The organism is Ornithinimicrobium sufpigmenti, assembly GCF_004322775.1.
Classification (GTDB): domain Bacteria; phylum Actinomycetota; class Actinomycetes; order Actinomycetales; family Dermatophilaceae; genus Ornithinicoccus; species Ornithinicoccus sufpigmenti.
The window spans coordinates 871,514-887,597 of the sequence record NZ_CP036403.1; the positions used below are offsets into that span (position 1 = coordinate 871,514).

The 16,084-nt window shown below is 71.0% G+C and carries 13 protein-coding genes, 1 tRNA gene, 1 pseudogene and 1 riboswitch; of the genes and pseudogenes, 12 read left to right on the plus strand and 3 right to left on the minus strand.

Annotation, left to right across the window (positions count from 1 at the left end):
* Nucleotides 1-7: 7 nt before the first annotated feature.
* Nucleotides 8-487 (minus strand): hypothetical protein, encoded by a 480-nt coding sequence (locus ESZ52_RS04075; RefSeq protein WP_131103814.1) that lies wholly within the window; start codon nucleotides 485-487, stop codon nucleotides 8-10.
* A 100-nt stretch (nucleotides 488-587) separates the two neighbouring features.
* On the opposite strand from ESZ52_RS04075, the gene ESZ52_RS04080 reads away from it, so the two are divergent.
* Nucleotides 588-660, plus strand: a tRNA-His gene (locus ESZ52_RS04080).
* A 174-nt stretch (nucleotides 661-834) separates the two neighbouring features.
* A complete protein-coding gene (locus ESZ52_RS04085; RefSeq protein ID WP_131103815.1) occupies nucleotides 835-2,019 on the plus strand; it encodes a tyrosine-type recombinase/integrase in 1,185 nt (394 codons plus the stop codon).
* Here ESZ52_RS04085 and ESZ52_RS04090 read toward each other — a convergent pair.
* A complete protein-coding gene (locus tag ESZ52_RS04090) occupies nucleotides 2,016-2,237 on the minus strand; it encodes a helix-turn-helix domain-containing protein (RefSeq protein ID WP_131103816.1) in 222 nt (73 codons plus the stop codon). The genes ESZ52_RS04085 and ESZ52_RS04090 overlap by 4 nt on opposite strands.
* 1,743 nt (nucleotides 2,238-3,980) lie before the next feature.
* Nucleotides 3,981-4,090, plus strand: a riboswitch (TPP riboswitch).
* A gap of 53 nt (nucleotides 4,091-4,143) precedes the next feature.
* Here ESZ52_RS04090 and ESZ52_RS04100 point away from each other — a divergent pair.
* The 8 genes and pseudogenes from ESZ52_RS04100 (at nucleotide 4,144) to ESZ52_RS04130 (ending at nucleotide 12,860) form a co-directional block, all read left to right on the plus strand.
* Entirely contained in the window at nucleotides 4,144-4,833 is a 690-nt protein-coding gene (locus ESZ52_RS04100) for a YkoF family thiamine/hydroxymethylpyrimidine-binding protein (protein ID WP_131103817.1), read from the plus strand.
* A 3-nt stretch (nucleotides 4,834-4,836) separates the two neighbouring features.
* Nucleotides 4,837-5,484: an ECF transporter S component gene (locus ESZ52_RS04105; RefSeq protein WP_131103818.1), complete on the plus strand. Its 648-nt coding sequence runs from the start codon at nucleotides 4,837-4,839 to the stop codon at nucleotides 5,482-5,484.
* On the plus strand, nucleotides 5,481-7,232 hold the full coding sequence (locus ESZ52_RS04110; protein WP_131103819.1) for an ABC transporter ATP-binding protein: 1,752 nt from the start codon (nucleotides 5,481-5,483) through the stop codon (nucleotides 7,230-7,232). Before ESZ52_RS04105 ends, ESZ52_RS04110 begins: the two co-directional genes overlap by 4 nt.
* The gene (locus tag ESZ52_RS04115) at nucleotides 7,229-8,044 is read left to right on the plus strand and encodes an energy-coupling factor transporter transmembrane component T family protein (protein WP_131103820.1); all 816 of its coding nucleotides are present in this window, start codon (nucleotides 7,229-7,231) and stop codon (nucleotides 8,042-8,044) included. The genes ESZ52_RS04110 and ESZ52_RS04115 overlap by 4 nt, the downstream gene beginning before the upstream one ends.
* Nucleotides 8,028-9,362, plus strand: a complete 1,335-nt coding sequence (locus ESZ52_RS04120) for an NtaA/DmoA family FMN-dependent monooxygenase (protein WP_238154464.1) — start codon at nucleotides 8,028-8,030, stop codon at nucleotides 9,360-9,362. The genes ESZ52_RS04115 and ESZ52_RS04120 overlap by 17 nt, the downstream gene beginning before the upstream one ends.
* A 442-nt stretch (nucleotides 9,363-9,804) precedes the next feature.
* Nucleotides 9,805-9,876 (plus strand): annotated as a pseudogene (locus tag ESZ52_RS19990) (Hsp20/alpha crystallin family protein); the annotation flags it as partial.
* A gap of 85 nt (nucleotides 9,877-9,961) precedes the next feature.
* Nucleotides 9,962-10,189 (plus strand): Hsp20/alpha crystallin family protein, encoded by a 228-nt coding sequence (locus ESZ52_RS19995; RefSeq protein WP_337590188.1) that lies wholly within the window; start codon nucleotides 9,962-9,964, stop codon nucleotides 10,187-10,189.
* A gap of 58 nt (nucleotides 10,190-10,247) precedes the next feature.
* Nucleotides 10,248-12,860, plus strand: coding sequence for an ATP-dependent Clp protease ATP-binding subunit (locus ESZ52_RS04130; RefSeq protein ID WP_131103821.1), 2,613 nt, complete (start codon nucleotides 10,248-10,250; stop codon nucleotides 12,858-12,860).
* 142 nt (nucleotides 12,861-13,002) lie between these two features.
* Here ESZ52_RS04130 and ESZ52_RS04135 read toward each other — a convergent pair whose 3' ends face one another.
* Nucleotides 13,003-13,470 (minus strand): YflT domain-containing protein, encoded by a 468-nt coding sequence (locus ESZ52_RS04135; protein WP_131103822.1) that lies wholly within the window; start codon nucleotides 13,468-13,470, stop codon nucleotides 13,003-13,005.
* Between the two features lie 198 nt (nucleotides 13,471-13,668).
* Between ESZ52_RS04135 and ESZ52_RS04140 the strand changes: the two genes are divergently transcribed.
* Both ESZ52_RS04140 and ESZ52_RS04145 read left to right on the plus strand, forming a co-directional pair.
* Entirely contained in the window at nucleotides 13,669-14,793 is a 1,125-nt protein-coding gene (locus ESZ52_RS04140; protein ID WP_202865404.1) for a hypothetical protein, read from the plus strand.
* A 300-nt stretch (nucleotides 14,794-15,093) separates the two neighbouring features.
* Nucleotides 15,094-16,029, plus strand: coding sequence for a hypothetical protein (locus ESZ52_RS04145; RefSeq protein WP_131103823.1), 936 nt, complete (start codon nucleotides 15,094-15,096; stop codon nucleotides 16,027-16,029).
* Nucleotides 16,030-16,084: the final 55 nt, after the last annotated feature.

Consider the following 16,084-nt stretch of genomic DNA (forward strand, 5'->3'; position numbering starts at 1 on the left):
GCGGGCGTCAGCGCCGGGTGGACTGGGCACGGGCGTTGATCACCGGGCGGGACGCGGTGACGTGCGCAGGCACGACCACCGCGACCGTCTGGGCAGGCTGGAGGTCGGGGGAGACCCACACCCGGTCTCCACGCCGGAAGCCGGTCGTGCCCCGGGGCAGGACCACGCTCACGTCTCCCTGTGGGCCGCCCTGCAGGATCATCTCGTCCTCGGTGAGGTGCCCGACGGTCGCCCTGGTCACCCGCGTCTGCCGGGCACGGACCCAGCGCGGCATCTGGACGAAGTACGCGAGCACCGCCACCAGAGCCATCAGGGGCAGCGCCCGGCTCGCGGCCTCACCCACCGGACGCTCCAGCCACAGGACGCTCACGGCCACGTAGAGCAGCACCGCCACCAGCAGGCCCATGGCGCCGAGCACGAGCAGCCGTCGGGCCTCGGCCCGGACGATGTCGATCGCCTCTGACTCGGAGATCGCGCCTCGGTTCATGCTCTGCATTGCATCACGGCCGACGCGGTTCGGAGCAGTCCGGTGCACGATGTAGGATGGTCGGCGTTGTCCAGGCGGCTGCGGTCGCAGGGCACCGATGGTGGGTGTAGCTCAGCTGGTAGAGCGCCGCGTTGTGGTCGCGGATGTCGCGGGTTCAAGTCCCGTCACTCACCCGGAGCGGGTTGGCGTGATCCACGTCACGCCAGGTCAGGCCCCGGATTCCGCGTCACGGCGCGGAATCCGGGGCTTTTCACGTTGTGCAGGTGTGAGCAGGAGTAGGCTGGTGTCAGCACCGAAACTGACACACAGCTGACACACCACAGGGTGGTGGTCGGGAGGTGGGCATTGTGGGCACCAGCCAGACCAAGGGTCAACTGCCGCAGGGGATCGTGCGCTTCCGCGACCGCTACCGGGTGCGGATGAACCACGACGGGAAGACGCACTCCTTGGGTGTCTACGACACGCTCACGGATGCCAAGGCTGCGTTGAGCATCGCCAGGGCCGACGCAGCGCGAGGCATCTTTATCCCACCTGCCGCCCGTCGCGCCGCACATCAAGCCGAAGCCGAGCGTCAGGCGGCGGAGAGTATGACGCTACGTGAGTGGTCCGAGAAGTGGCTGGCCGCGCTGGAGGCCAACCCGGAGAGGTCCGGGGGGACGATCGTCGCCTACCGATCCGTGCTCAAGAATCACATCGTCCCTCAGCTCGGAGAAGTGCGGCTCGTCGACCTGACCACCGAGCGCGTGGCCGAGCACCTGGCCGCCCTGGCCCGGTTGCCCAGCAAGCGGCACGCCGGTGCGCGGCGCAACGGCATCGCGCCCAACACGGCAATCGTCCTTCGCTCCTGCATCAACGCAGCCGTCAAAACGGGCGCGGGTGGACTGACAGCGTTCACGTTCCCCGAGGCACCGAAACACCGTCGGGTCCGGCCGGAGGACGAGCAGGGCGATGTCGCGACCCCGGACGAGGTCAGGGCGTTCACCGAGGCTATGCCGGAGCACCTGCGGCTCGCGGTGCCACTCGCAGCATGGTGTGCCCTACGGATGGGAGAGGTGTTGGGGCTCCAACGACGGGACCTGCAGCACCTTGAGGATCCCCTTCGGGCCACCCTGCATGTTCGTCGTCAATGGAACAGCCAGGCTGGGGCTCTCACTCCACCGAAGGCCGGCAGCGTCAGAAGCATCGCCATCCCCGCCGCGTTGCTCCCCCTGCTGGTGACGCATCTGGACAGGTACACAGGCCCTAAACCGACCGACCCCGTTCTGTGTGGTCCGCGAGGCGCAAGAGTCAGCCAGTCCACCCTGGACCGGTACTGGCGAGAATCCCGGGACACGGCGGGGCGACCCAGCTTCCATTTTCACAACCTTCGTCATACCGGGTTGAGCGCTTACGCCGTCCAAGGGGCCACTCTGGCCGAGCTGCTGCATCGGGGCGGCCACACCGACGTGACGGTGGCGCTCCGGTACCAGCATGCAACCGCGGCGCGAGACAGGGCATTGACCGAACGGCTGAGCCGGGAGATCTCGCTTTAGCTGTGTCTCGAAACGGTCGGTATGCGCGTCAGCAGACGGTCGACGTCCTGAGGGTCCACTCGGATGATGCGTGACCCGCTGCGGTAGGCCGGCAACCGCCCCTCGGCGATCCTGCGGCGTAAGGTGTAGGTGCTCAAGCCCGTCCGTTCTGCTGCCTCAGCCAACGACTCGAACTGCCTTCTGACAACCGTTTGAGTGAATGGGGTGCGCTTGCTCATGTCCCCTGATGCGCGGCGACCAACTTCCGGGTCTCAGCGTGGAGCAGGGGTGGAGTTCCAACTCTTAGGGCTGCTGACACGCCATGGCCGAGGATGCCATCGCTGTCGCCGTCGCTGACGAACGGCTGCCTGAGGGTAGAGACGTCGGGCTCACAGCCGTGAGCGATGTCCGTCAAATAGGCGATCCCCCTCGTCATCGGGCTCTGCTTACTCTTCTTCCTCGGCGCCTCAGCCCTTGACGCATTGGCGTCCCAAGGGTGGCGAACGGCCCCGGAGCATCCGCGACCAGCGGCATGGCAGTGCGTCCCGACTGACGGCACCCGCGAGGTCGAGGGTCGCCTTGTCGGTGCTGGGTGGTACGCAGTGCGTATGAATGACGTGATCGTCCTGCCGCCGTTCCAGGTGTCCCAGTCAGCGATCCAGGCCATTGAAGATCTCGGCGGGGCCGTGCGAATCGATCTAGAGGATGGCGGTTGTTGCGGAACCACCTACGTCTTCGCGTTGGTGGACCCACAATCCGACGCCGTAGCCCAGGACGCCCGATACGGCTGCCCAGGCGCATGGCTTTTCGTGTCACCCACCGCCGGGCCTCTTCTCGACGGGGCAGTGTTCGACTACGGAGCAACGCTGAAGCCGCCGCGCTTTCGGATTCCCCGCAACCCCAACGTGGGCAACGTCCGCGCCTGCCGACGTTCGTTCGGCGATCCGTGGCCCGGACCACGTCAGCCGACATGTCGGTCATACGCGCCCATGCCCTGGGACGACGAGTACGAACCGCCGCGAGCCTGGCGCCGGCAGACTGGATGGACAGCGCCGAGCCAGCCGTCCACGGAGAGGTAGTCACGTCGACCAAGAGACACGGACGCGACAGGTCTGAGATGTACGCGGCAATAGCGTGCGACCACGCTCCTGGCGGCAATAGCGTGCGACCACGCTCCTGGCGGCAATAGCGTGCGACCACGCTCCTGGCGGCAATAGCGTGCGACCACGCTCCTGGCGGCAATAGCGTGCGACCACGCTCCTGGCGGCAATAGCGTGCGACCACGCTCCTGGCGGCAATAGCGTGCGACCACGCTCCTGGCGGCAATAGCGTGCGACCACGCTCCTGGCGGCAATAGCGTGCGACCACGCTCCTGGCGGCAATAGCGTGCGACCACGCTCCTGGCGGCAATAGCGTGCGACCACGCTCCTGGCGGCAATAGCGTGCGACCACGCTCCTGGCGGCAATAGCGTGCGACCACGCTCCTGGCGGCAATAGCGTGCGACCACGCTCCTGGCGGCAATAGCGTGCGACCACGCTCCTGGCGGCAATAGCGTGCGACCACGCTCCTGGCGGCAATAGCGTGCGACCACGCTCCTGGCGGCAATAGCGTGCGACCACGCTCCTGGCGGCAATAGCGTGCGACCACGCTCCTGGCGGCAATAGCGTGCGACCACGCTCCTGGCGGCAGATGGGGACGTTTGAGAGGTCTCCCAGTGAGTGCATAGTCATGCAGTCGGAGGTCTCAGTCGACATGGCCTACGGCGGTTCGACTGGGGGTCGGTTCGGCCAGCACGTCTGGCCGCGCGCCTGTCTGACGATGTGTCCGCAAGGGGATCGCTGAATGGGACGGTGCTCCTGGAGGGCCCGAGGGCTCACCGGCTACTTACCCACTCGGTGGGAGTTGTCCCGACCAGATGACCTGCGTGGCACCGCTTGACGAACGCCGTGTGGACAACCGAACGCCGCCTGACTAGTTTTGTCACCGACCCCCGGGGAGCGCTGGGAAGAGCGCTGAGAGTGCGGAAAGTCCGCAGACCCGTACACCTGATCCGGTTCGTACCGGCGTAGGGAGCAGGGCACTCGCCGTCGTCGGACGATGGCGGGTCTCGTCGAGGTACCCTCGGGCCCGAGAGAGGGACCGTGATGAGCACGTCGACCACCCGGCCGAGCCGGCCGGCCACGACCACCGCTGGAACCACCGCAGGCGCCACCCCGGCCGAGCTCGGGATCGGCTTGCGGTTCAGCATCCATCCCCACACCGACGACTTCGTCGACGTCATCCTGGGCGCGCTCGCCGACGTCGCGGCGGCGGGCCTGACCAAGGGCCTGGTTAGTGAGACCGACGAGGTCAGCACCTACGTCGGCGCCAAGGACTGGCCCGCCGAGCAGCGCCTGGCCGCCTACCTGTCCGCGGTCATCCCGGCGGCCTACCGCCGCTCCGGCGGCGGGCACGTCGTCGCCCACGCGCTTTTCTCGCGTGGCTGCCCGGGCGAGGTCGCCTGCGACCTGTCGGTGACCGGCCTGCCCAGCCCGGCGCCCGTCGAGCTGGAGCCGACCGGCATCCGGGCCGCGGCCCAGTGGTCGCTGTACCCGCTGCTCGACGGCGGCAGCGACGCGGGGGACCACATGGCGCACATCGAGTCCGCCATCGCCGCCGCCCACGATCGCGGGACGGCGGCGTTGCCGAACCACTACGCCACCAAGCTCACCGGTGACGTGTCCGAGGTGCTGGCCACCGCCGTCGACGCGTGGGCTCAGGTCGGGGCCCACGTCCCGCACGCCGTCACCCACCTGACGATCTCGGTCGGCTCGCCGAGCCAGGCAGAGGGCTGAGCGATGACCAGCACCGACAAGACCGGCGACGGCAGCGTCGGCGCCGGCGCGCCGCGCACCGGCCGGACGCCGAGCGCCCGCCAGGGCTGGGCCATGAAGGACCTCGTCCTCATGGTCGTGCTGGGCGTCGTCTTCGGCTTCGTCTACTGGGCGCTCGTCCAGGCGTGGAACGGCCTGGCCGTGCTCATGGGCCCGGCTGGCGACCTGGCGCAGCACGTCCTGCTCGGCGGGTGGCTGATCGTCGCGCCGATCGCCATCGCGATCATCCGGCGCCCGTTCGCCGGCATCATCGCCGAGGTCATCGCCTCCGTCATCGAGGTCGTCTTCCTCGGCTCCCCCGTGGGGCCGCTGCTGATCCTCGCCGCCGCGATCCAGGGCGCGGGCAGCGAGCTGCCGTTCGCGCTCATCCGGTACCGCCGCTTCGGCTGGGGCGTCTTCGCCCTGTCCGGGCTGCTCGGCGCCTTCCTGGTGTTCTTCTACTCGGCCTTCCGCTCCGGCTGGTACGGGCAGGACATCTTCCCGTTGCGTCTGATCATGCAGTGCGTCTCCGGCGTGGTCCTCGGCGGCCTGCTCGCCAAGGTGGTGGTCGACGCGCTGGCGCGCACCGGCGTCGTCGACAACTTCGCCATCGGCCGCGCCGCGCACCGATGACGACGCCGCCCGGGCCGCCCGTCGTCACGCTCGACGGCGTCAGCGTCCGGTTCCCGCGCCGCGCCACCCCGGTGCTGCGGGACGTCTCCCTGCGCCTGGCGCCGGGCGAGCAGGTGGTGATCCTCGGCGCGTCCGGGTCCGGGAAGTCGACGGTGCTGCACACGATCACCGGCGTCGTCCCGCACACGGTCCACGCCGAGCTGGACGGCGAGGTCACCGTCGCCGGGACGACGACGGCGGCGACCACCGTGGTCGAGCGGTCCCGGTACCTCGGCGTGGTGGCGCAGGACCCCTCCTCGGCGGTGTGCCTGCCGGACGTGGAGCAGGAGCTTGCCCTGCCGCTGGAGAACCACGCGGCCGACCGCTCGACGATCGACCGCCGCATCGGCGATGCCCTCGCCGCGGTCGGCGCCGGCCACCTGCGGCGGCGGGCGACGGCCGCGCTCTCGGGCGGGGAGTCGCAACGGGTGGCGCTCGCGGCCGCCCTGGTGACCGAGCCGGACGTGCTCCTTCTCGACGAGCCCACCTCCATGCTCGACCCCGACGGCGTGGCCGCGGTCCGCGGTGCCCTCGTCCAAGCGGTGCAGCGCTACGGCCCCGCGGTGGTGCTGGTCGAGCACCGGCTCGACGAGTGGGCGAGGGCCGACGGGGCGGCTGGGCTGCCCGCCCGGGCGCTCGTGCTCGACGAGTCCGGGACCGTGCTGGCCGACGGCCCCACCGCCGTCGTCCTGCGCGACCAGGCTGCACGGCTGCACGCAGCCGGCTGCTGGCTGCCGCTGGACGCCGAGCTGCGGGCGCTCACCGGGGCCGACGGCGGCCTCAGCAACCGCGAGAACGTCGCGTTCCTGGACTCGCTGGCCGCCGACTCACGAGAGCAGGCTGCGGAGGCAGACGAGCCGGTGCTGGCCGCGCGCGGCCTTGCCGTCACCCGGTCGACGGGCCGACGGCGCCGCCGGGACCCAGAACCGCCGCCGCTGCTCACCGGCATCGACCTCACGGTCCGGGCCGGCGAGGTGGTCGCCGTGCTCGGCGCGAACGGCGTCGGGAAGTCGACACTCCTGCTGACCCTGGCCGGGCTCCTGCGGCCGCGGACCGGCACGGTGACCGGGCCGCGCTCCGGCCTGGTGTTCCAGAACGCCGAGCACCAGCTCGTCGCAAGCACGGTCCGGGCCGAGATCGCTCACGGCCTGGCCGCGGACAGGAGCGAGCCGATCGTCGACCGGCAGCTCGAGCGACACCGCCTCACCCACCTCGCCGACCAGAACCCGTTCCGGCTATCCGGCGGGGAGAAGCGCCGCGTCAGCCTGGCCGCGATGCTCGCCCACGACCGGCCGGTCCTCCTCGCGGACGAGCCCACCCTCGGTCTCGACCGCCGCGACGCGATCGCCACCGCCGAGACGCTCCGCGACGTCGCCGACGCCGGTGGTGCCGTCGTGCTGGTGAGCCACGACCTGCGCCTGGTGGCCTCCCTCGCCACGCGTGTCGTCGTGCTGGGCGAGGGCGGCGTCCTCGCCGACGGCCCGACCGCCGACGTGCTGCGCGACGGCGAGACCCTCGCCCGCGCGGGCCTGCGGCTCCCAGCCCTGGTCTCCTTGCTCCTCGAGCACCACCGCGACCACCTGCGCACGGTGCTGCGCCGGCTGGACGACGCCGTCGGACGCCGAGAGCAGCGAGTTGCGCCAGAAGCAGGCGCCCAAGCACCTGCTTCTGGCGCGGGAGCCTGCTCTCGGCAGGAGGTGGCCGGATGAGCACCCTGACCGCGCCGGCGGTCGCCGACTCGCCCCTCGCCCGCCGCAACCCCACCGTGAAGCTGGCGCTGCTCCTCGCGATCTCGGTCGTCGCCGTGTTCCTGCTGGACCCGGTGACGCCCGCCGTCCTCTACCTGCTCGCGCTGGTCGGCGTCGCCGCCACAGTGCGCGCCCCGGCCCGCACCCTGGCGCTCGCGCACGTGCCGTTCGTGCTCTTCGCGCTCGGCGTGCTGATCGTCAACACCCTGGCCCGGCCCGGGGAGGTGCTGTGGCAGGGCGGTCCGCTGCGCGTGACGGTCGAGGGCCTCGAGATCGGCGGGGCGCTCGCCGCCCGGACGCTGCTCATCGGCATCCTCGCCATCGGCTTCCTGCTCTCCACCGACGGCGTCGCCCTGATGACAAGCCTCCACCAGAACGCCCGCCTCGGCCCGCGGATCACCTACGCCGTGCTCGCCGGCTACCGCATGCTGCAGGAGATGCCGCGCGAGTGGGCGACGATCCGGGCAGCCCATACGGTCCGCGCCCCGCTGCGCCCCGACGCGACCGACGGCGCGGTTGCGCCGCGCGGACCCCACCACCTCGCCGGGGTGATCTTCACCCTGCTGGTGGTCTCGGTCCGCAAGGGCGAGCGCATGGCGCAGGCGCTCGAGTCCCGGGGCCTGGGCCTGACCCCGCGCACCACCTGGCGGCCGGTCCGGGTCACCGCGGCCGACTGGCTCATGTTCGCCGGCGTGAGCGCCGTCGTCGCCCTGGTGGTCTCGGCCAGTGCGTGGCTCGGTCACCTGGAGGGCCCCGGTGCGCTCTTCGCGTGAGATCCCGCTCGTCGCGATGGTCAACCCGCCGACGAGCCAGTACTCCGAGAACTGGCGTCATCCGCTGGCGCGTACCGACTGGTTCGACGCGCGCTTCTACGCCGACCTCGGCCGCACCCTCGAGCGCGGCGGCTTCGCCATGATGTTCATGCCCGACGCGCTGGCGATCCCCGAGGACGGCACCGGCAGCTACGCCACCACGGTCCGCACCGGCGGCAAGGGGACGATCTACCTCGACCCGGTCGTGGTCGCCTCCGTCGTCGCCGCCTCCACCTCCCACCTGGGGATCGGCGCGACCATGTCGACGACCTTCCTCCCGCCCTACGCCATCGCGCGGACCATGCTCAGCCTCGACCACCTCTCCGGCGGCCGCACGGCCTGGAACATCGTCACCTCCACCACCGACGCCGAGGCGCGGAACATGGGGATGGCGGCGATCCCGGGCAAGGCCGAGCGCTACGACCACGCCGACGACGTCGTCCGCACCGTCCTCGACCTGTGGGCGACCTGGTCGCCGGACGCGCTCCGGCTCGACGGCGACGCCCGCGTCTTCGCCGACCCCGACCTCGTCTCGCGCGTGCCCGACCGGGGCGGCCGTCAGCTCAGCCGGGGACCCATCACCCTGCCCCGCAGCCCGCAGGGCCGACCGGTCCTCATGCAGGCCGGCGCCTCCGAGCGCGGCCGGACCTTCGCCGCGCGCTGGGCCGAGCTGGTCTTCGTCGTCGCCGACAGCCCCGACACGATGCGGTCCCTCCGCGCCGACCTGCGCGAGCGGGCGCGCGCGGCGGGCCGTGACCCGGACGCGATGCTCGTCCTGCCCGCCGTCCAGCCGGTCGTCGCCGCCACGGACGACGGCGCGCGCAACCGGCTCGCGGAGCTGGAGTCCTTCCTCGACGAGACCGAGGTCCTGACCATCCTCGCCCGGCTCCTCCACGCCGACCCGGCCACGGTGGACCCGGACGGGGACGCCGTCGCCCTGATCGAGGCGCACCGGGGCGCGACGGGCAGCGACGGCTTCGAGGAGATGCTCATCCGGGCGTCCCGGGCCGAGGACCTGACGGTCCGGGGGCTCGCGTTCCGGCAGGCGATGAGCCAGCTCAAGCCACAGCCCACCGGCTCACCCGCCACCGTCGCCGATTACCTCTGCGACCTGGTGGACTCGTGTGCGGCGGACGGGTTCGCCATCATGCCGGCCCTGTACCCATCCTCGGTCGAGGACTTCGTCGACGGCGTCAGCCCGGAGCTACGCCGGCGCGGCCGGCTGCCGACGACGCCGACGGCCGGGACGTTGCGGGACCGGCTCGGCCTGCCCGCGTGACGACGACGGACGTCGCCGGCCACGGCCGCGACCACCACCCGACGGCCTCCTCAGGCAAATACACCGTGGCGCTGTCAAGCTGGCGGTGCAGCACGCTGACGAACCCAGGTACTCCGGCGCCTGATGAGTGGTCCGGAGCGCCGACGTTCCGTAGGGATCCTTGAACGGAACACGTCTATAAGCGCTGAACCGCGAAGCTCGAGGTTCGGTCTGAAGGGCCGGAGGGGCCACCGGCTACTTACACCACTCAGTGGGGCGTCACCCGGCGAGCTCCGGTTCGAGATGCGCGCTGCGGGGCAGTCGTGGTGCCATGGATGTCCGGCCGGGACTGTCCTGGCACCAGCACAGAGAGGTGATGAGCGCGATGACCGTTCTCGATCCGTTCCGTGAGGTCGAGCGCCTGCTCGGCTCGGCGTTGCGTCAGAGCCCGTCCGCTGCGCTGATGCCGCTGGACCTGTACCGCTCCGGAGAGGAGTTCGTGGTCAAGATCGACCTGCCCGGTGTGGACCCCGGCTCGATCGACATCGACGTCGAGGACCGCACGCTGACGGTGCGCGCCGAGCGGCACCCGCAGCAGGAGGGGCGAGGCCCAGTGGCTGGTGCGAGAGCGCCCCGCGGGGACGTTCGCTCGCCAGCTCACGCTGGGTCAGGGCTTGGCGGTGGACCGCATCCAGGCCGACTACGCCGACGGTGTCCTGACGTTGACCATCCGGCTGGCGGAGGAGTCCAAGCCCCACAAGATCCAGGTCACCGCCTCCGGCGGGCAGAAGACCATCGAGCAAGGCGGCCAGCAGGGTTCTGCCGAGGGATCCGGCCAGGCACAGTGACGTCGTCGCGGGCGCCGGCGCCAAGCGGCGGCGCCCGTGGCCGGTTCGGAGGTAAGCCATGACCAGCGGGTTCGGGTTCGACTCCCCCTTCGATGACCTGATCAACCAGTTCTTCGGCGGACGGGACCCCTTCAGCTTGCTCGGCGCCCGTCAGACCACGGCGCCGTCGATGCAGCGGGTGGACATGTCGCGGTCCTTGTCGGCGGAGGCGCGAGCTTTGATCTCGCGAGCAGCGGCGCAGGCGGCGCAGTGGGGCAACGGCGACGTCGACGCCGAGCATCTGCTGTGGGCGGCGACCCAGGAGCCTGCTACCCGGACGTTGCTCGAACAGGCCGGGGTGGACGTCGCCGCGTTGGCCTCCCAGCTGGAGCAGGCGGTTCCGCACGGTGAGCCGGCACCTCAGGGTGAGGGGTTGTCGCTGACGCCGGCCGCGAAGCGGGCGCTGCTAGATGCGTACCGGCAGGCGCGGGGTGCGGGGTCGGCGTCGATCAACCCAGAGCACCTGCTGCTGGGACTGGCCGCGAACACCGAGTCCGTGGCTGGGAGGCTGCTCGCCCGGGCGCTGCCGGACACCGACGCGGTCCGCCCGACCAGCCCGGCCGGCGCCGAGGGCCCGGCCCGGTCGGGCCGGGCGCAGTCGAGCACCCCGACCTTGGACGAGTACGGCCGGGACCTGACCGAGGCCGCCCGTGAGGGCCGCCTGGACCCGGTCGTTGGCCGGGACAGCGAGGTCGAGCAGACCCTGGAGGTGCTGTCCCGGCGCACGAAGAACAACCCGGTGCTCATCGGGGACCCGGGGGTGGGCAAGACGGCCATCGTCGAGGGCCTGGCCCAGCGGATCGTCAACGGCGACGTCCCGGACACCCTCAAGGACCGGCGGGTGATCGCCCTGGACCTGGCCGGGATGGTGGCGGGCAGCAAGTACCGCGGGGAGTTCGAGGAGCGCCTCAAAGGCGTGATCGATGAGGTCACGGCCGCCGAGCGGGAGGTGATCGTGTTCATCGACGAGCTCCACACGGTCGTCGGCGCGGGCGCCGCGGAAGGCTCGATGGACGCCGGCAACATGCTCAAGCCGGCCCTGGCCCGCGGTGAGCTGCAGGTCGTCGGGGCGACGACGGTCGATGAGTACCGCAAGCACATCGAGAAGGACCCGGCCTTGGAGCGCCGCTTCCAGCCGATCCTGGTGCCCGAGCCGTCGGTGGAGGACACGATCGCGATCCTGCGCGGCCTGCGCGACCGGTACGAGGCGCACCACCAGGTCCGGATCACGGACGAGGCGACCGTGGCCGCAGCCACGCTCTCCGACCGGTACATCACCAACCGGTTCCTGCCCGACAAGGCGATCGACCTGATCGACCAGGCCAGCGCACGGGTCCGGCTGCGGGCCCGCACCGCCCCGCCCGACGTCCGGGACCTGGAGGAGGACGCCGCCCGGCTGCAGCGGGACAAGGACGCCGCCGTCGCGGTCGAGCACTACGAACGGGCAAACACCCTCAAGGCCGAGCTGGATGCCGCCCGCACCCGGCTGGAGGAAGCCCGCAGCCAGCGCGGCCCCGTGCCGGAGGTCACCGCCGAGGACATCGCCGAGGTCGTCTCGCGCACGACCGGCATCCCGGTCGCCCAGCTGACCGAGGAGGAGAAGGAGCGCCTGCTGCGGCTGGAGGAGACCCTGCACGGCCGGGTGGTGGGGCAGGAGGAGGCCGTGGAGGCGGTCGCCGAGGCGGTCCGGCGGGCCCGCGCCGGGCTGTCCGACCCCAACCGGCCCGTCGGCTCGTTCCTCTTCCTGGGCCCGACCGGCGTGGGCAAGACCGAGCTCGCCCGAGCCCTGGCCGAGGCCCTCTTCGGCGACGAGGCCCGGATGGTCCGGTTCGACATGAGCGAGTTCCAGGAGCGCCACACCGTGTCCCGGCTGATGGGCGCCCCTCCGGGGTACGTCGGCTACGAGGAGGCCGGCCAGCTGACCGAGGCCGTCCGCCGTACCCCGTACACGGTGCTGCTGCTCGACGAGATCGAGAAGGCCCACCCCGACGTCTTCAACACCCTCCTGCAGCTCCTGGACGCCGGCCGGCTCACCGACGCCCAGGGCCGCACCGTGGACTTCTCGAACACGGTCGTGATCATGACCAGCAACGTGGGCGCCGAGCGCATCCTGGCGGCCACCCAGGCCGGCCGCTCCATGGAGGACCTACGCGAGACCCTCATGAACCTGCTCGGCCAGTCCTTCCGGCCCGAGTTCCTCAACCGGATCGACGAGATCATCATCTTCCACGGCCTGGACCGCACCCAGCTGCGCAAGATCACCACCCTGCTCCTGGAGCAGACGCGACGGCGGCTCCGCGCCCAGAACATCACCCTCGACATCGAGGACCAGGCCCTGGACTGGCTCGCCAACCGCGGTTTCCAGCCCGAGTTCGGCGCCCGCCCGCTCCGGCGCACCATCCAGCGTGAGCTCGACAACCAGCTCTCCCGCCTCCTCCTGGCCGGCGACCTGAGCCCGGGTGACACCGTCACCGTCACCATCAGCGACGGACGGCTGCACTTCGCGACCACCCGGGACACCGCAACCGATAGCGAACCGCCGCACGGCCAGATGACCGGGCCCGAGATGAGCGCCGCCCACGAGACAGCACAGGACACCGGCGCCGGAGCCCCTCAGGAAACCGCGGGCTGACGTCCCGCTGCGGGGCGACAAGAGGCGCCCGGAAGGGCAGCTACCGCGGTGACTCGTACGAGATGACAGGGCGCTCGTCGAGGGCGAGGGCCGCGTCACCGGAACCAGGGGAGGATCGCCCGGCCCAAGCGAGGAACGCCGCTCAGACGAGGTTCGCGACTCGCTGCGCCTCCGCGAACTGCGTGCTCGCGACCTCGACGTGGTAGGTGCTCGCCTGGAGTGTGCTCACGCTGGTGAAGTCGCGCCGTCCACCGGTGGCCGCGTGGTCGATGAACCCGAAGATCGCGCCGAAGACGGCACCGATCAGGGCGCTGAGGAGGAGCATCCACAGCCAGAACCAGCCGCCGATGACGAAGATCGAGAACAGCAGACCGATGAGCAGGCCGAACCAGGCGCCTCCGGCGGCACCCCGCAGAGCCGCCTGAGCGTTCGTCTGCCGGCCGGTGACCTGTTCCACCGACCGCATGCCGGTCCCGACGATGCGGACGTTCTCCACAGGGAAGCCGCGATCGGAGAGGAGATCGACGAGGCGTTGGGCGCCCGCGTAGTCGGGGAACTCCGCCAGTGTGCGGTAGTCCGCCCGGCCACTGGTTGCTGGGTTCTGGGTCATGGCGATCTCCAGGGAGCCGGTCCGGCGCCGAGCCCGACTGACCGTACGCCCCTGACCCGCGACGTGCACCTCGTCAACAAGCCCACTGATCCCGTGCACGGGCTACGGCACCGCCGGCCCTCGGCGCTGGATGACCCTGATCGCACCGGCGCGGGCATCGATCTCCCCGCCGTCATCGCGATCCCCGAGACTTGGCCCGTGCCACATCCCGCTCAGCCGCCCGCCGCCCGCCCGCTCACGCTGCACCTCGGTGTCGTGCTCGAACCCCGCGCGGCCGAGCTCGTGCGCTCGGCACTCGAGACAACCCTGTCCGAGCGCCTGGCCGCCCGCTTTCCCGGGACCCGGTGGACGGTGTCCGTGGCCCACGAGGTCCTCACCCGGCCACCGGCCGGCCGCACCGAGCTCCTCGAGGAGACCCGGGACCGCATGCTCGACGCGGACTGGGACCTCGCCGTCGTCCTGACCGACTCCCCACTACGCGACGGGCACCGCACCCTCGCCGTCGTCACCAGCCCGGTGCACGGCGTCGGCCTGGTCTCCGTCCCGGCGCTAGGACCAGTGCGAGTGCAGCGGCGGGCGGAGGAGACCGTCGTCGGTGTCGTGACCACGCTGCTCGGCGCGGAGGCCGAAGGGCGCTCGCCAGATCGGCGGCTGCGTCAGCTCGCGGCCGACACCAAGGACCATCCTGGGGACAACGCGGTGGAGTTCGCGGCCCGCGTGCTCGGCGGGAACCTCTGGGTTCTGCTTGGGATGGTGCGCGCGAACCAACCATGGCGCCTCGCCCTCCGACTGTCGCGCTCGCTCACCGTCGCCGCCGCCAGCGGCGTCGCGGCGCTCGTCACCTCCGACCTGTGGTCGCTGTCCGCCTCCTACGGGTCGCTCAGACTCACCGGCCTCGGGGTGCTGTCGGTCGGCGCCCTCACCCTCGCGCTCGTCCTCGGCGGCGGCCTGTGGGAACGCGCGCGGCACCGCCGGGAACGCGAGCAGGTGGTCCTCTTCAACCTCGCCACCCTCGCGACCGTCGTCATCGGCGTGCTGGTCTACTACCTCGCGCTGTTCGTCCTGGCATGGCTCGGCGCGCTGCTCCTCGTCCCGGAGTCGGTGTATGCCACCTCGGTGGGCACGGCACTTGGCGCAGCGGAGTACGGGCGCCTTGCCTGGCTCACGGCGACGATCGCCACGGTCGGCGGCGCCCTCGGCGCGGGCCTGGAAGACTACGACGACGTGCGCGACGCCGCCTACACCCACACCAGCGAGGCAGTCCAGCCGGTGGGCCCGACACCAACCAGGACGGACCAACACACACCTGACCACGGCGGCTGAGCCGAGACCGGGGCCGCGCCCAGCCCGTCGCGACTCCCAACTCGCACCGGCCCCCTGCCCGATACCGCGCCAACGCGCCCTTTCGCCGCGAGACGGGCCACATGCAATACCCGCTGGTCCGACCCTCACCCGGGCTCTGAAGCGCGCCGTGCCATCCCGCAGCCATCGTCCCGTAAGACCATCCCCTAACGGACAGCGTTAGATGGCCCACGGCGCCCAGCACGTGTCGCGCCCGAGAGCCCCTGGACGACACCTGCCGGTGTCGTCCCTGCGCAGGGGGACTGTCGAAGGGTCGCTACCGTGAATCTCGTGGACACAGCGAGTATCGCGATCTCGGTAGCAAGCTTCCTTGCCGCCGTGGCCAGCGTGGCGGTCGCTTTCCGCGCCCGAGGCGATTCCAGGCGCTCGGCCGATGCAGCTGAGGCGGCCGAGCACCGCGCTGCGAGACCGCGGCTGCTGGTCGAGCCCGAAGGGGCCGTGCCGCACAACGCAACGGAGGTGATCTACCGCGTTCACAACCTCGACGGTCCGAACCTGGCCTCTGTCGTTGTGCACCGTCCCGTCGTTGAGCCGGCTGACCGCGGCGGTGCGATCTATCCAGTGGCCGCAACGGGAAGAGGCGACTACGGCGATGACGCCGAGATCGGCCCCATCCCGCTCGCGGGCTACAGCCGGTTCACCTTCAAGCTGGGCTCGCGTGAGTCGTTGCCGGACTTCCGTGTGAAGATCACCTACCGCACTTCCACGGGCACCCCTTGGGAGGTCTCCGCGCCGTTGACCACTCCGCGCGGGCCAACTCAGCTGCAGGCCGCGCGCGAAGTGCGGCAGCGTCAACTCGAGGAGCGTGTTGCGGCCGATCAACGGATTCTCGAGCAGGCCCGGCGGGTGAGCTATCAGTTGCACGGCGGGGGCGGTCACGGCGGCGACGGCCCCAACTTCGTGATGACGTCGCTGCACGTGACCGTTCGCAACGACTCTGACCTTCTTGCGACGGATGTGCGGCTGGTGGTGGGCGAGAACGACTTCACTTGGTCACCGCAGGGAGGTGATCCTGTTTCGCCGGGCCAGCAGATCTATGAGCTGGCGGACCTCCCCCGCGGGGCTCTGCAGGGTGCTCTTCACTCGGAGGCATCTAGGAGGCCGTTGCGCTCTTACCCGTCGCGGTTGGAGTACAAACTGGACGGCCGACGGTTCACCCGCTCCGGGGAGGACGACCCGCCCCTTCCCGCTGGGTAGATGACCACCCGGGGAACGAACCCGCTACTGCGACGTCATCGCGGTATCAGTAGCC

Coding starts and splice junctions, on each gene's coding strand:
- ESZ52_RS04075 (WP_131103814.1), bottom strand. CDS start 487: ATGAACCGAGGCGCGATCTCCGAGTCAGAGGCGATCGACATCGTCCGG.
- ESZ52_RS04090 (WP_131103816.1), bottom strand. CDS start 2,237: ATGAGCAAGCGCACCCCATTCACTCAAACGGTTGTCAGAAGGCAGTTC.
- ESZ52_RS04100 (WP_131103817.1), top strand. CDS start 4,144: ATGAGCACGTCGACCACCCGGCCGAGCCGGCCGGCCACGACCACCGCT.
- ESZ52_RS04105 (WP_131103818.1), top strand. CDS start 4,837: ATGACCAGCACCGACAAGACCGGCGACGGCAGCGTCGGCGCCGGCGCG.
- ESZ52_RS04110 (WP_131103819.1), top strand. CDS start 5,481: ATGACGACGCCGCCCGGGCCGCCCGTCGTCACGCTCGACGGCGTCAGC.
- ESZ52_RS04115 (WP_131103820.1), top strand. CDS start 7,229: ATGAGCACCCTGACCGCGCCGGCGGTCGCCGACTCGCCCCTCGCCCGC.
- ESZ52_RS04130 (WP_131103821.1), top strand. CDS start 10,248: ATGACCAGCGGGTTCGGGTTCGACTCCCCCTTCGATGACCTGATCAAC.
- ESZ52_RS04135 (WP_131103822.1), bottom strand. CDS start 13,470: ATGACCCAGAACCCAGCAACCAGTGGCCGGGCGGACTACCGCACACTG.